The sequence below is a fragment of the Francisella sciaenopsi genome (assembly GCF_045862875.1).
In the GTDB taxonomy this organism is placed as follows: Bacteria; Pseudomonadota; Gammaproteobacteria; order Francisellales; family Francisellaceae; genus Francisella; species Francisella sciaenopsi.
Genome location: NZ_BTHG01000007.1, coordinates 1 through 14,693 on the forward strand (window position 1 = coordinate 1; position 14,693 = coordinate 14,693).

Sequence of the window (14,693 nt, forward strand, 5' to 3'; positions counted from 1 at the left end):
TAATCGCCATCTTATTACATTAAAGACTTATCGTGATAAGCATTCTAGAAGCCTCATAGAAATATGGGGCTTTTTGCATTTATATACATCATAATTTTTAAAACTATTACTGCTATATTAAATAGCAAATTTAATCTATAATCTCCTGATATTTATATCTATCACTTATATCTATCACTTATATCTATCACTTATATCTATCACTTATATCTATCACTTATATCTATCACTTATATCTAACATGACTCTAGCAAAAATGTTTTAAGTAAATTCGTTAATTAGCATGTCTAACAACTACATTATTATACATAACAAATGAATCTTGACTGTTTTGATTATCTTGATCTTTTTGATTAATTAATCCTTGTGTTTCAGTTTCTGCTGCTATCAGCTCTTTTTGTATAGACTGTATAATAGTTGCGTTTGTATTTTTATCTAAATTAATATCTGTTGTTGCATATATAGATGTGCAAGAGAATAATAAAAAAATAAAAGTAATAATCTTCTTTTTAGTCATTTCACTTCCTCAAATTGCTCTACTAAATAAATTATAACTCAAAAGTGTATAAATAGTTCTTCTTAAAAAATAAATCAAATACTGTATATGATTTTTTAATTTTGATTATTTAAAATATAATAATTTAAGAAAATCCATCATTAGTTAGTAATTTGATATTATTAAATGTTTTACTAATTTTTAAAATCTAGATTTGCTTTTATTTTGTTAAGAGATATTATTGATATTAAATACCATAAAGATGAGAATATAGTCATTAAAATGAAAGGGTTTTTACAGTCTACTATTATATTTTGATAAAATATAAATTTAATTAGGAGTAATCTTATGAAACGAAAAGCATGTTTCTATTCAGATGGTAATAAAATAAGTGCAGAAATATATTTTCCTAATAATATATCTAAAGAAGGTGCTCCAGCTATAGTCATGTGTCATGGTTTCGCTGAGATAAAGGAACATAAACTACCTCCTATTGCAGAATTTTTTTCATCTAATGGTTATATTGTAGCTACATTTGATCATCGTGGTTTTGGTGAGAGTGAAGGCATTAAAAGTTATCTTGTTCCACAAGAGCAAGTTAATGATATTAGAAATATGATTACATACTTACAAACCTTGCCAGAAGTGAATCATGAAAGAATTGGACTTTGGGGCTCATCTTTTGGAGGTGCTAATTCTATTGTAACAACAGGAATAGATAAACGAGTTAAATGTTTATGTGCTCAAGTAACATTTGGAAATGGTGAGCGAGTTTTTAAAAAAGTAAAAGATGAAAAAAAATTACAGATGTTCAATGAAATGGTTTCTAAAGCTTCGAGACTTGCTGTATTGGAAAATAGTCTATTGCGCATATCAGCAAATCAAATTTTAGCAGATAAGCAATCTATTGATTTTTATAATTCTGAAGTTGTTAATTTTCCCCATTTTGATGTTGATATCCCTTTGCTTTCTATTGAAAAAATCACAGAATATTTTCCTGAAGACTATGTATCAAAGATAAAAATTCCTATATTTATAGTATCTGCTAAAAATGATACAGTCGTTCCTGTACAAGAATCAGAAATTTTATTTGAAAAGGCAAATGAACCAAAACAATATCATTGCGTTGATACTGGGCATTATGATGTTTATGTTGGAGATTGTCTTAAAGAGATATCAAATAAACAACTAGAATGGTTTAACAAATATTTATAATTTAAAAAAAGAGAAATTAATTGTGAAATTACAAAAAGTTAGTGATAGTTGTTATGCAATATTAAATGAAAAAAATAGGATGTGTGATGCAAATTCAGGTTTTATAAATCTAGGAGATGGAGTATTAATAGATACTCAGTCTGATGTTAAGCATGCTCAGATGATGATAGATTTACTATCTCCTATTTCAGAAGGGCATCCTAAGTTCATTATAAATACACATGAAGATTGTGATCATGTTTTTGGTAATCAATTATTTAGAAATTCTGAAATTATTGCTCATAAATCAGTACCTGAAAGAATGAAATTAGTAGCAAATCCAGAACATATGAAAGAATCTTCAGCAAATGATGATAATCATCCAGGTTTGAAAGCAGTTGAGAGGCAGCTTGCTGAAGATTATAATTTCAGTGATATACAACTTGTCTTACCGACAAAGTTATTTGATGAAAAATATACTTTAAAAATTGAAGGTTATAATATTGAGCTTATTTATGTAGGTCCATGTCATCAAGTTGGAGATACTATCGTTTATTTTTCACAAGAAAAAGTTGTTTTTGCTGGTGATGTGGTTTTTCAAAATAGTATACCAGTTGGCTGGGTAGGTTCTTATAAAAATTGGTTTAAGGCTTTAGATTATATCATCTCTTTAAATCCAGATGTTGTAGTACCAGGCCATGGACCTGTTTGTGATAAAAAGGGTGTTTTACATTTTAAAAATTTATTAAAACATATTTTATCAGAATCAAAAAAATATTATGATCAAGGAATCACATCAATTGAAGCAGCTAAGATTATAGATCTTAAAGAATATAAAGAATGGAAAGGTGCAAATAGAGTATATATGTGTATAGAAAGAGCATATAGAGAGTTTAAAGAAATGCCAGAAGATACTCCTTGGAGTGTTACAGATTTATTCGATATTTTTTATGATACGGCTAAATGTAGAAATATTGATATAGAGTTTTAATAAATATAATAGAATATTATTGCTTTAAATATCTCCACAGTAGTTTATAACTCGTTGATTTGTTTTTTAGTATTTATATTATGATTATTTTGTTAGAAGTAGATAACTAGTAGGATCGTCTGGACACTCATGTATACCACATTCAATAAATGTTGAAGCAACGTTAGTGAAAATAGCTATTAAGAATATTACAAATACAATATGAGTTAGTGCACGAACCTTATTATTTTTAGCCTCTTTTATTTCGTTTGGATCTTTATTTATTTTGTATTGATCTGGATATGACATGACAATGGCTATATAAATTATTGCAATCATTGATATTACAAATACCCATGTATACATGTGTAGTCCAAAGACAGTTGATCCAAAACCAACAGGATCTGAAACATGAAGAGCAATTTGTCTTAATGAAATGAATGATGTTAATACTGCAGCCAATAATGATAAAGCATAATGACTAGGCCTAACGTTATAGCGCATATTTAATAGAAATCCAAATCCTATTGCTAGTAGTCCTAATCTTTGTAAAAGACATAGTGGACAAGGAATTTCTCCCATTATAAATTGAAAGTAAAATGCAGAAATAATAGTAATCGTTATACCTGTAAGTTCTATAGCACTTAGAAATTTAATTAAATCATCTTTAAAATATTTCTTCATATATAAAAACCTCTAAGTTATAAATATATTGTTAAGTGATCAGTTGCATGATGGAGAAAAACAAGTCCAGCTACAATAAGGAATATGCTAAACATTATAATACCTAAGCGCCAACTAAACCAAGCAAAAGAAACGGAAATAAAAAGCAGTATGAAACTTATTAATATACCTGGCATTTGAAATACTCCTATATATTGATACACAAATTTAATGATAACAGTAATTCAATATCATTTCATTTTATATTTTCCTAAGACTAGTCAAAATTATATTTCATACCATTATCTAAAATCATAATTAAGATATTGTAGTTTTTATCTTTAGGTAGTTTTTCAATTAGCTTCTTCGCTATAAAATAATTTGCACCACTACTATGACCAGCGTAAATTCCTTGTTCTTCTGCTAATTCATTACATCCTAGTATAGCTTCATCATCAGTAAACTGAATTATTTCATCGATGTATGACATGTCCATAGATTTACAAAATACGGGATTACCAGGACCTTCAACCTTATAGCTATAAATATTTTCTTGTATTGATCTACCATGATAAAAAATATCATAATAAATAGATCCTTTGGGATCTGGCATAACAACTTTAGTTTTTGTATATATTTCTTTTATTTTTTTTGCACAACCAGTAATAGTTCCACCAGATCCTCCGACTGTTATAAAATAATCAATATTTTGAGAGTGAGTTAAAAAATAATTAACTATTTCTTGCCCGGTGGTTTTGTAATGACACTCTGTATTAAGTAGATTATCGTATTGATTAATTAATATACCATTTAAATTTTTTGCTAATTCTTTAGCTTTATTGACATAAAAATCAATATCTGTGTGATCAGCGGTATTTTTACATATTGTTATGTTAGCACCAAAACTCTTGATCATTTTTCTTTTTACTTTTCCAGTTTTTCCTGGGCATGTAATATATACGGGATGATCATATAATTTTCCAATTGCAGCGAGAGAAGTTCCCATATTACCAGAGCTTGCTTCAATGATTGCTTGTTTAGGATTTATTTTTTTGTTTTTAATCAAGTTTTCTAAAATATATTTTGCAACTCGATCTTTTATACTTCCGGTGGGATTAAGCCATTCGCATTTGGCGTATATATTGTGATTATTATTAGTTTTTAGTTTAATAATAGGAGTCTTACCTATTAGAGATATCATAATATTTTGGGGTATATTTTAAATTAGATAATTTTAACAAAATGTTTGCTGTAGAACTGTTTTATTAGTTATGATGTGTATAGTAGTGAGTTGCCTTTTGGACATTATCTGATTGGGTTAACAATGTGTGATAGCGTTTAACCCCAATTGAATATGATCTTAATTTTGTTGGGTTTGCATTCACAATAGATGTAGTACCAACTAAAATCAAAACTAATATGAGTATCTTTTTCATTATTTATTCCTTGTTTTTTACTATATATTCTATTTATTTCTAGTGTATATATGGTGTAATACTAAGTCTGTACCATAATTTACATACCAGCTATGCATAAACGAAATATAAAGGTAAATTAGATATTTAGATGAATTTTTATTTACTTTTGAGGTTCTAGTTTGCTAGTTACATCACCAGTTAAAGTTTTATCCATAATAGATACACTCTTTATGGGTTGTCCTTTATCTAAGTTAACTTCATTAAGATTAACATAAACTCTATTACCAACTAAAGTATCAGAAACATAGATAGTGTTTTGAGACAAAGATGTTACTGATTTCCATTGAGTTGGCCATTTATCTTCAAGAGCTGGATTATCTAAACTCTCATCTCTATAACCTTTTATAAATGGAACAGATACTGAATCAGCAGCTGCAAACATATAATTTATAGCTTGGTTCATAGATTCAGCTTTTGGTAAGTTTTCACTAATGAAATTTGCTCTAACAAATCTATATCCAGAATTTGCACCACCAGGTAGTTTATCAATATTATAAAAACCTAATTTCTTAGCCTCTTTTAAAGTTTTTAACTGTTGATCATAACTAGGCTCATTGCTAATTGCTTTTACATTTCTATGTACAGTTAGCTTTCCATTTATATATTCAATAAGAGCACTATCCCCAGTTTTATCTTCAATCATATAATGTATAGGCAGATAACTATCTTTACCATTAACTTTTACTGGTGGCATATAGATTTGATACTTGTCTAAATTTTCTAAAACTTCTTTGACAGTAGTATAGTTTCCTAATACATAATTAACCCAATTAAGTCCATTTACACCAGGTTTATTTAAGTCTCTTTTAGGTTGAATAGTACCTCCAAGATATAATAAATGTGCGGCTAAACCTTTTTCATTTACACCTTCTGCAGCTAAAGTTACAGGGACTGTCTCTTCCACGGTAACATAACCATATTTATCAGTCCAATTTAAAGGGTTATCTTTAAGGTTTCCTAATTCTTTTGTTCCTCTTGGATATACTGTTAATTTTGGCTTAAGATCAATAAAGACATCCATCGTTCTAGCAGTGTAAATCCCCAGATCTTTGCCAAAATTATGATTAAGTTCAGAGCATGCCATAACAGGTACTGAAGTAGCTAATATAGCACTAGTTAATAGGATTTTTGATAATATTTTTTTCATGTTCATTTTCCTTATTGATGATTTAAAATGTTTAAAGTCTGTGCTGTAACTTACAAAGTTATTATACTTATAATAGTATTAACGTGTCTGTAGCAAAAAATGCATAGCAGCTATGTATAAATAGAATAGAGATTCTTGAAGTGAAAATTTATATAAATTAATATAGGAGTCTTTGATTATTTTATTAATTAGAGAAAAAAATTAAATTTAATAGTATCAATATGAATGTTTTTTTAGAAGTAATAATGTTTAACCGTTACTGAATTTAATTTAAAAGTATTATGATTTAGGAAATTATGTAGAGAGTTATGGGAATAAAACTTAAAGGATATAAATAGTATTCTCAAGGAATATTTTCATCCTTTTTGAAGAAACATTCATTCAAATTTAACTACTAGAAAAAATTTTATATTATTTATTTTTAGGAGTTAATTTACTTGTTACATCACCAGTTAAAGATTCATCCATAACAGATATGCTTCTAATAGGTTGTCCTTTATCTAGATCTACTTTGTTTAGATTAACAGAAATTCGGTTACCAACTAGAGTATCTGTTATATATATTGTAGCGTTTGATAAAGATGTTACTGATTTCCATTGAGTTGGCCATTTATCATCTAGGCTTGGATTGTTAAAGCTCTCATTTTTATAGCCTTTTATAAATGGAACGGATACTGAGTCAGCAGCTGCAAACATATAGTTAACAGCTTGATCCATAGATTCCGCTTCAGGTAAGTTTTCATTAATAAAGCTGCCTCTGACGAATCTATATCCAGAATTTGCGCCACCAGGTAGTTTATCAATATTATAAAAACCTAATTTCTTAGCCTCTTTAACAGTTTTTAATTGTTGATCATAACTTGGTTCATTACTAAGAGTTTTTACATTTCTATGTACAGTTAATTTTCCATTTATATATTCAATAAGAGCACTATCTCCAGTTTTATCCTCAACTAAATAATGTACAGGTAAATAGCTATCATGACCATTTATTTTTACAGGAGGATTATATATTTGATATTTATCTAAGTTCTTTAAAACTTCCTTGACTGTAGCATAATTTCCTAATACATATCTAACCCAATTTACACCATTTACTCCAGGCTTATTTAAGTCTCTTTTGGGTTGGATAGTATCACCAAGATATAATAGATGTGCAGCTAAACCTTTTTCATTTACACCTTCACCAGTCAAGTTCTCTAAGTTTGTTTCATCAACAGAAACATAACCATATTTATCTGTCCAGTTTAATGAATTTTCATCTAAGCCACCATTTTCTTCAGTGCCTCTTGGATATACTGTTAAGTTTGGTTTCAAATCAATAAAAATATCCATAGTTCTAGTAGTATAAATTCCTAAATCTTTGCCAAAATTATGATTAAGTTCAGAACATGCCATGGCAGGTACTGAAGTGGCTAATACTGTACTAGTTAGTAGAATGTTTGATAATATTTTTTTCATTTTTTACTCTCCTATTGATTCTTTTAAAAAGTTAAAGTTAGTTTGTTAACTTACACAGCTATTATATTTGTAGTAGTATTAATATGTCTGTAGCAAATAATGCATAAGAGCTATGCATAAATGAGGGTGATGATGAACTTTGATGATATTTTTATTTTTATAAAGCTTATTGATGTAGGTACTTTTACAGAGTTAGCAAAGCACTTAAATGTTTCGCAAAGTACTGTTTCTCGTAGAATTCAAAACTTAGAAGAGTCTGTGAATATGAAACTAATAAAGCGAAACTCAAGAGGCTTAATAGAAATGACTGAGGATGGAGAGTCATTTTATAGAAGTTTTAAAGATATTGAGAAGCAAGCTAATACGACACTCCAACAGATAGTGAACAAATCTAAAGAAATTAGTGGTACTCTAAAGATAGGTATGCCAAAACTTTTTCTCGATAATATACTTGCTGATAAGCTAGGCATTTTTTATGCGCGTTATCCTAACGTTAAATTAGTATTTAGTTACACAGCAGGAATTGTAGATTTGGTTAAAGATGATATTGATATAGCAATTACTATAAAAAAACCTATAACTAGTAGTTGTACTATAAAAACTCTCGTAAGAGCAAAAAATAAACTTTATGCTAGTCAAGATTATATTCAAACATATGGACAGCCAAATTTACTAGAAGATCTTGAAAGTCATGATGTAGTTGGATTTTTGCATAATGATAAATTTCAGACCATATTGATAGCTTTCTCTGAGAAAGATGATTCTAAAAAAGAGGTCTGTATTAATCCAAATATGTTTCTTAATAACTCTATATGTGATATTAATATAGCAACTAAATGTAATAAGATTATTAACACCTTAGATATTTTTGCTAATAGTAAATTAAATGTATTACCGGTACTTGATGATTATTATTTTGGCAGGACTGATTTCTATTTGGTAAGAGCAACAGGAGTCAGAAATAATTTAGAACAAGAGTTTGTTAAATTTATTGATGTATGTTTACAGGAATATTAGATGAAAAAGATATTAACAACTTTTATTATGCTAGCTATTAGTATTAATTTATATGCGATTGTAGCTGGTAATTCGCTCAATGTAACGAGTAGTAAAGTTAAAACAGTCGCAATTAATAAACATACTGATGAACCTATTACTAGTGATCAGTTTGAAGATGGTATTACTATGGCTAAGAATAAATAGTATGCGATAAAAAATTTTATTTGCCAATACAGAAACTTGAGAAGATTTCTCCTAATAAATCATCAGAACTAAATTCTCCTGTAATAGAGTTAAGATACTCTTGAACTATTAATAACTCTTCAGCTAAAAGCTCGCCATTACCAAGCTCTAATTGCTCCATAGCAAGCTTGATATGATCAAACGCATTATCTATGGCTGTGACGTGCCTTTCACGAGCTGTATAAATACTCTCATTCTGAGTAGTATATCCAACTTTAGCAAGTATGTGATCTTTTAGTTTATCAATACCAATGTTACTTTCAGCTGATATGTAGATATGATTATCATGATTTAGAGGTATTTCTTTAAGAAGATCTATTTTATTATGGACATAAGTAATATCTATATCTTTGGGTATTTGATGGTAAAATTCAGGAATTATATCTTTTATATCACTAAATTTAACCTGGCTATTTGTATAGTCATCAGTTACAAATAATATTTGATCTGCCTCTTGAATTTTTTTGATAGCTCTTTTAATTCCTTCGCTTTCGATAATATCGTCACTGCTACGTAATCCAGCAGTATCGATAATATGCATTGGAACACCATTTATTTGGATATGCTCTTTAACGATATCACGAGTTGTACCTGCTATAGATGTCACAATAGCAGACTCTTTACCAGCTAAGGCATTTAAAAGACTAGATTTACCAGCATTGGGTTTACCCACTAGTATTAGTGTTATACCTTCAACAAGAATTGCTCCTTGTTTGCAGCTATTTTTGACATTGAGAATTGTTTTATATATATCTTGTAAGCTATTGTGGATTTTTTGATCTTCTAAAAAGTTAATTTCTTCTTCTGGAAAATCAATAGATGCTTCTACGTACATTCGTAAATAAATAAGTTTTTCTAGAAGATTATTAATTTCTTTAGAAAAATCTCCTTGAAGAGATTTAGCTGCTGATTTAGCTGCTGTTTCTGAAGATGCATTAATAATATCCACTACAGCTTCAGCTTGAGTCAAATCAAGTTTATTGTTTAGAAAGGCTCTTTCAGTAAATTCACCGGCATTAGCCATTCTAGCACCATATTCTAATGCAGCTTTAATTATTAAATTAAGTATAAAAGGATTGCCGTGTGCTTGTATTTCAACGACATCTTCACCTGTGTATGAGTTAGGGGAGTTAAAGAATATTACAATACCATGATCTATAATTTCATTAGTGTTATAAATATTACAAAATGTGGCATACCTAGGTTTGAGTCGCTTTTTTGTGAGCTTTTCGGCTATTGGCAAAGCATCAACACCAGAAATACGTATTATACCTATGCCACCATTACCTTGAGGAGTTGCAATTGCAACTATAGTGTCTTTTGTGTACATTTTATTTTAATTTGTGATTTGAGTTATTTTCGTTATTTTCTTCTTGATCTATTATTCGCCCTTTTTTGCTAGTGTATTGTCTAAAAAAATCAGGATTTTCTTTAATTATTTTTCTACGTACAAAAAATGAAAAAATCATCAGGAAAACAATCAGAAAAACAAATAAAGGTGCAAAAATAATAAACGATATAACCGCTATTGCAATAAGACTTATAGAGGCTAAAATTTGTTTTACATTATTGTTCATTGCTTTGCTTTATAGTATTTAGCTTGTATAATATGAATACAAGTATATCACTTAGGTGGTTATTAAAATAGGGCTCTACAAAATTCTGTGGGCGTGGTATTCAAAATCCGGAGGTTTATATGAATATTCAAATTACTGGTAGACATGTTGAAGTTACTGATGCAATCAGAAACTATGTAAATGAGAAAGTTGGAAAGGTAGGGCATTATTTTGACAATATTACTTCAACAAAAGTGATCTTAGATGTTGAAAAAGATCATCAAGTTGCAGAAGCTATAGTTACGGTTCCTGGTAGCGAATTTGTTGCAAAAGCTGAAGATAAGGATTTGTATGCAGCTATAGACATGCTTGAAGATAAATTAGCTCGTCAAATTAAGAAGCATAAAAACAAATTAAGAGATAACCATGCTACTGGTCATTCTGAATAAATATTCTACTATATAATCTTTCTATCTAGTTCATGAACTTAAAAGCTCTAATAAACAAAAAAGATATAATTTTGAATCTTAATATTGAATCAAAAAAACGTTTGATTGAATTTTTTGCAAATAGAATATCTGATTATCCTGATATAGATGAGGATCTTGTTCTAAAAAATATCTATAAACGTGAAAGAATGGGTAATACATATATAGGTAAGAATATTTATATTCCTCATTGTCGAGTTGAAAATCTTATGACTACTAGATTGATAATAGTCACATTAAAAAATAGTTATTATGATGACTCCATTGATGATGATATTAAAATAGCAGTTGGTGTTTTTTTCCCTGATAAAATATCTGCTATTCATATGGAGCTTTTAAAGCAATTAGCACTATACTTGAAAGAAGATCGTACCCAGCAATATTTTCAACAAGCTGAAAGTTCTGAGGATTTATATAATTTAATTATTAATACGAGCAATGACTAATTTATTTGATAATATACGCATAGTTCTAGTTGAGCCATCTCATAGTGGCAATGTAGGTTCTACAGCTAGAGCAATGCTGAATATGGGATTAACAAATTTATGGCTAGTTAACCCTAAAAAAGGTATAGATGATGAAGCTATAGCGTTATCATGTCATGCTACAGAAGTAGTCAAAAGTGCTAGGATTGTGACTAATCTTCAAGAAGCGCTTGACGGTATAGATTATGTAGTAGGTACTAGTGCAAGAGTGCGTAGAGTATCTCTGCCTATAGAGCCTATATCCAAAGTAGCTACAAACATACTTAATAAAATCCAAAAATCTGATGAAAAAATAGCAATATTATTTGGCAGAGAAAGAACGGGACTCTTAAATGAGGAACTTTTGATGAGTAATGTGCACGCGTATATCCCGTCAAATGAAGGATATACTTCACTTAATCTAGCTCAAGCGGTACAACTAGTAGCCTATGAGATTTATAAGCAAGTTGTCGAGATTAGTGATTTAAAAGAAGTGCCTGAATATAATCATTTGCATAAGAAAGCTTCTGTCAAAGAGTTGCAAGGGTTATATCAACATTTTGAAAATAGTATGCTTCAATCTAGATTTTTGGATAAAGATAAACCTGGCCATGTGATGGATAAAGTACGCAGACTTTTTCAAAGATCTGAATTAGAGAGTCAAGAGGTTAATATTTTGAGGGGGTTTTTGACATCATTGGATAATTTGGATAAGTTAAAATGATTATACTAGGTATAGATGAAGCAGGGCGTGGACCATTATCTGGTTCTGTAGTTGCCGCTGGAGTAATATTAGATCCTGAAAAAATTATTTATGGTCTTAAAGACTCTAAAAAATTAACAGAAAAAAAACGTCAATCACTATATGAACAAATAATTGCTCATGCAAAAGCATATACAATAGTTGAAGTTTCACCTCAGCAAATTGATGAATTAAATATCCTTCAAGCAACGCTCAAAGCTATGAATCAAGTTGCAGATAATTTAAAAAGACAATTTGATAAAGTGCTGGTTGATGGTAATAAATTACCAAACTGGGATTATAAATCAGAAGCTATTGTGAAAGGTGATTCAAAAATTCAAGAAATATCTGCAGCTTCGATATTAGCAAAAGTACATAGAGATAATATTTGTCTTGAGCATGATAGATTATATCCACAATATGGTTTTGCCAAGCATAAAGGTTATCCAACAAAAGAGCATCTTGAAAATATAAGAAAATATGGTGTATTAGATATCCATAGAAAAAGCTATAAACCAATTCAACTATTGTTATAAATGAATAACTCTGAAAATTACTATACAGCAGGAAAGAGTTTAGGGCTTTTTGCACTTACAGCTACTCTTGTAATGACGGAGCTAAATGTATCAACTCTGATAGGCTTCTCGAGCTTGGGATATTTATATGGATTCTCAGCACTATCTCTAGGAATTGTGTTTTTAGTTGGATTATTATTTTATTCTTTTAGTGTCGCTAAAAAGTGGAAAAACTTTGATGCAATTAGTGTGTCTGAATTTTTTTCTCAACGTTATAATCCAGTATTTGGATTGGTAGTAGCATTATGTTTATTAACTGCAATGGCAGGATTTGGAGCTAACTTTATATACTCTACTACAATTTATCTACAACAGATTTTTCCTGCTTATAATCATTGGTTAATAAGTGGGGTTGCTTGTAGTTTAATGTTGTTATTTACCATAAGAGATGGGCTACTAATAATAGTAAAAATAGATAAATTGAGCTTTTTATTATCTATAGTTCTATTTATATATTTATGGTATTCAGCATATAATGCCGATGCTTCTGCATTCGGACGTATTAATAATGCACAAATACCAACCTTACCATTTTCTTTTTCTATATCTCTAGCAATTCTTACAGCATTTACATATATACTTTCACCATGGTATGGACAAAAAATATTTGCTGCCAAATCTAAGAAAGTAGCATTTTATGCAGTGCTAATTACATCATTTATTGTGAGTTTGATTTATCTAATAGCTGTCTATACTACAGCTAAATATGCAGATGTGATTAGCTCCACTAATCCTGATGAAGCTTTTTCGTATATTGTACGAAATCTTTTCAATAGACCTATGTTAATGATATTTTATTTTATGATGTTTATGATAGCTTTAACAACTATAGCAGCATTATGGAATACTATGGCATCGATGTGTTCTGTACATTTTCAAGATAATAAAAGCGAGCAGAAAAGTATCCTTACCGTAATTATTATTGCAATTTTTAGCTATATACTTGCTAATACTTTTATAGATCAGGTTCTTGATAAAATGTTACTTTTCAATATTCCTATAGCTGCCTTAGCATTTAGTTTGCTATATGGCTTTTATGGTAGTAAGACTAATTTATTAGGAGCTATTCTAAGTACTGTTATAGGTGTAATAAGTGCTTTATGTTGTTATTTTGTTTTTAATCAATATGATTTTGTTTTCTATTGGGCAACTGTGTGTATACCTTTGAGTTTTATGATTGGGTATTTACCTGTGGTATTAGGATATTTAAAAAAAATTATAGTTTATCGTTTCTGAGTTTCTTAAATAGTATGAATTCAGCAAATATTCCAAGACCTATACCTATTAGAGTGTCAAAAATTCGTGCTATAGTAAACCTGATTACTGTCATATCTGATTTGAGAAAATAAAATACTGCAATTAACCAAATTGTTGCAAAAACAATGCCAACTCCATAATTATGATTAATCATAAAATATGTAAGAAAAATGAAAATAAAACAAGAGTATATTGCTAACGGATACTTATCAAAAATAAAGTGTGATAATACAATGCCTATAGCAGCTCCAATGAGAGTGCCAATTAGTCGATGCAGAGATGTTTTTATCGATATTATATAATTTCCTGTAGATACTATAACTATAGAATAGCAAATCCAAGCAGGATTGGTTATATGTATAAATCTAGCAGTTATATAAACAGAGACCATAAGGATAGTAATAATAGCTTGTTTAAAAACAAAAGAATCCTTATCAATAGTAGGAGTTTTGATATCAACACTTGGCATAATTATTGTAAATAATGAAGTTGATATGAAGCCTATTAGTAGTCCAGTTAGGCAGGAATTAAGAGAAGGTAATAAGGTATTCTCATATAGAATTGGATCAAGATAGAAAAAAAGTAGTACATATACTATCAAGAATATGATTAAAATACGTCCACCATTGAAATATCGTTGTGAACATAGACAACAAAAAACTAAAATTCCACGAGCTAGTTCTTGCAATATTGGTGAATTTATCAAACTAACAAAAGATGCTAGAAGCATCATTATTAGAACTAGAATTGTATTTGTAGTTAGGCTTTTGATTTGTTCAAGCTTAGTATTTCCAAAGCGATAAAAAGGTAGAAATATTCCAAAAACAAAAGCCCAAATCATAAGTAGAGTTTTATGATTGTAAAGGTAAGATGCGCTTAAGCTAGAAAAAAATACAGAAGCTGTAATTGTCGAAGCAAAAATATAACTACTTTTATCTGTGAAAATATTTTTTGTCATAT

General features: G+C 29.2%; 18 protein-coding genes. 9 read left to right on the forward strand and 9 right to left on the reverse strand.

Translation table 11 applies throughout. The features are described 5' to 3' along the window. Positions 1 to 274 precede the first annotated feature (274 nt). The gene (locus tag ACKTR7_RS08315; protein ID WP_407877871.1) at positions 275 to 517 is read right to left on the reverse strand and encodes a hypothetical protein; all 243 of its coding nucleotides are present in this window, start codon (positions 515 to 517) and stop codon (positions 275 to 277) included. Positions 518 to 844: 327 nt separating this feature from the next. On the opposite strand from ACKTR7_RS08315, the gene ACKTR7_RS08320 reads away from it, so the two are divergent. Next, positions 845 to 1,711, forward strand: coding sequence for an alpha/beta hydrolase (locus ACKTR7_RS08320; RefSeq protein WP_407877872.1), 867 nt, complete (start codon positions 845 to 847; stop codon positions 1,709 to 1,711). A 22-nt stretch (positions 1,712 to 1,733) separates the two neighbouring features. Then, positions 1,734 to 2,681 (forward strand): MBL fold metallo-hydrolase, encoded by a 948-nt coding sequence (locus ACKTR7_RS08325; protein ID WP_407877873.1) that lies wholly within the window; start codon positions 1,734 to 1,736, stop codon positions 2,679 to 2,681. 84 nt (positions 2,682 to 2,765) lie between these two features. On the opposite strand, the gene ACKTR7_RS08330 is transcribed toward ACKTR7_RS08325, so the two are convergent. From ACKTR7_RS08330 to ACKTR7_RS08350, 5 genes are all read right to left on the reverse strand, one after another. Beyond that, positions 2,766 to 3,344, reverse strand: a complete 579-nt coding sequence (locus tag ACKTR7_RS08330; protein WP_407877874.1) for a disulfide bond formation protein B — start codon at positions 3,342 to 3,344, stop codon at positions 2,766 to 2,768. Between the two features lie 256 nt (positions 3,345 to 3,600). Continuing rightward, positions 3,601 to 4,524 (reverse strand): PLP-dependent cysteine synthase family protein, encoded by a 924-nt coding sequence (locus ACKTR7_RS08335; RefSeq protein ID WP_407877875.1) that lies wholly within the window; start codon positions 4,522 to 4,524, stop codon positions 3,601 to 3,603. 64 nt (positions 4,525 to 4,588) lie between these two features. Next, positions 4,589 to 4,759: a hypothetical protein gene (locus tag ACKTR7_RS08340; protein ID WP_004287404.1), complete on the reverse strand. Its 171-nt coding sequence runs from the start codon at positions 4,757 to 4,759 to the stop codon at positions 4,589 to 4,591. A gap of 142 nt (positions 4,760 to 4,901) precedes the next feature. Next, entirely contained in the window at positions 4,902 to 5,948 is a 1,047-nt protein-coding gene (locus ACKTR7_RS08345) for a linear amide C-N hydrolase (RefSeq protein ID WP_407877876.1), read from the reverse strand. 411 nt (positions 5,949 to 6,359) lie between these two features. Then, positions 6,360 to 7,409 carry a linear amide C-N hydrolase gene (locus ACKTR7_RS08350; protein WP_407877877.1) on the reverse strand — a complete coding sequence of 350 codons (1,050 nt, stop codon included), beginning with the start codon at positions 7,407 to 7,409 and terminating at the stop codon, positions 6,360 to 6,362. Between the two features lie 132 nt (positions 7,410 to 7,541). Between ACKTR7_RS08350 and ACKTR7_RS08355 the strand changes: the two genes are divergently transcribed. Both ACKTR7_RS08355 and ACKTR7_RS08360 read left to right on the forward strand, forming a co-directional pair. After that, a complete protein-coding gene (locus tag ACKTR7_RS08355; protein ID WP_407877878.1) occupies positions 7,542 to 8,426 on the forward strand; it encodes a LysR family transcriptional regulator in 885 nt (294 codons plus the stop codon). After that, on the forward strand, positions 8,427 to 8,612 hold the full coding sequence (locus ACKTR7_RS08360) for a hypothetical protein (RefSeq protein ID WP_407877879.1): 186 nt from the start codon (positions 8,427 to 8,429) through the stop codon (positions 8,610 to 8,612). 16 nt (positions 8,613 to 8,628) lie between these two features. Here ACKTR7_RS08360 and mnmE read toward each other — a convergent pair whose 3' ends face one another. Together mnmE and ACKTR7_RS08370 are read right to left on the reverse strand one after the other, a co-directional pair. Next, entirely contained in the window at positions 8,629 to 9,981 is a 1,353-nt protein-coding gene (gene mnmE, locus ACKTR7_RS08365) for a tRNA uridine-5-carboxymethylaminomethyl(34) synthesis GTPase MnmE (RefSeq protein WP_407877880.1), read from the reverse strand. Position 9,982: 1 nt separating this feature from the next. Further along, positions 9,983 to 10,228, reverse strand: a complete 246-nt coding sequence (locus ACKTR7_RS08370) for a hypothetical protein (RefSeq protein WP_044526559.1) — start codon at positions 10,226 to 10,228, stop codon at positions 9,983 to 9,985. A 119-nt stretch (positions 10,229 to 10,347) separates the two neighbouring features. On the opposite strand from ACKTR7_RS08370, the gene hpf reads away from it, so the two are divergent. Genes hpf through ACKTR7_RS08395 form a run of 5 tightly spaced genes read left to right on the forward strand, consistent with a single transcriptional unit; the run spans position 10,348 to position 13,712 of the window. After that, positions 10,348 to 10,656, forward strand: a complete 309-nt coding sequence (gene hpf / locus ACKTR7_RS08375; RefSeq protein ID WP_407877881.1) for a ribosome hibernation-promoting factor, HPF/YfiA family — start codon at positions 10,348 to 10,350, stop codon at positions 10,654 to 10,656. Between the two features lie 32 nt (positions 10,657 to 10,688). Continuing rightward, complete coding sequence (locus ACKTR7_RS08380) at positions 10,689 to 11,141, forward strand: PTS sugar transporter subunit IIA (protein WP_044526557.1); 453 nt, start codon at positions 10,689 to 10,691, stop codon at positions 11,139 to 11,141. Continuing rightward, positions 11,134 to 11,883: an RNA methyltransferase gene (locus ACKTR7_RS08385; protein WP_407877882.1), complete on the forward strand. Its 750-nt coding sequence runs from the start codon at positions 11,134 to 11,136 to the stop codon at positions 11,881 to 11,883. Before ACKTR7_RS08380 ends, ACKTR7_RS08385 begins: the two co-directional genes overlap by 8 nt. Further along, on the forward strand, positions 11,880 to 12,437 hold the full coding sequence (gene rnhB / locus ACKTR7_RS08390; RefSeq protein ID WP_407877883.1) for a ribonuclease HII: 558 nt from the start codon (positions 11,880 to 11,882) through the stop codon (positions 12,435 to 12,437). Before ACKTR7_RS08385 ends, rnhB begins: the two co-directional genes overlap by 4 nt. Continuing rightward, on the forward strand, positions 12,438 to 13,712 hold the full coding sequence (locus tag ACKTR7_RS08395) for a sodium:solute symporter family transporter (RefSeq protein ID WP_407877884.1): 1,275 nt from the start codon (positions 12,438 to 12,440) through the stop codon (positions 13,710 to 13,712). On the opposite strand, the gene ACKTR7_RS08400 is transcribed toward ACKTR7_RS08395, so the two are convergent. Continuing rightward, complete coding sequence (locus ACKTR7_RS08400; RefSeq protein WP_407877885.1) at positions 13,693 to 14,691, reverse strand: FUSC family protein; 999 nt, start codon at positions 14,689 to 14,691, stop codon at positions 13,693 to 13,695. The genes ACKTR7_RS08395 and ACKTR7_RS08400 overlap by 20 nt on opposite strands. Positions 14,692 to 14,693: the final 2 nt, after the last annotated feature.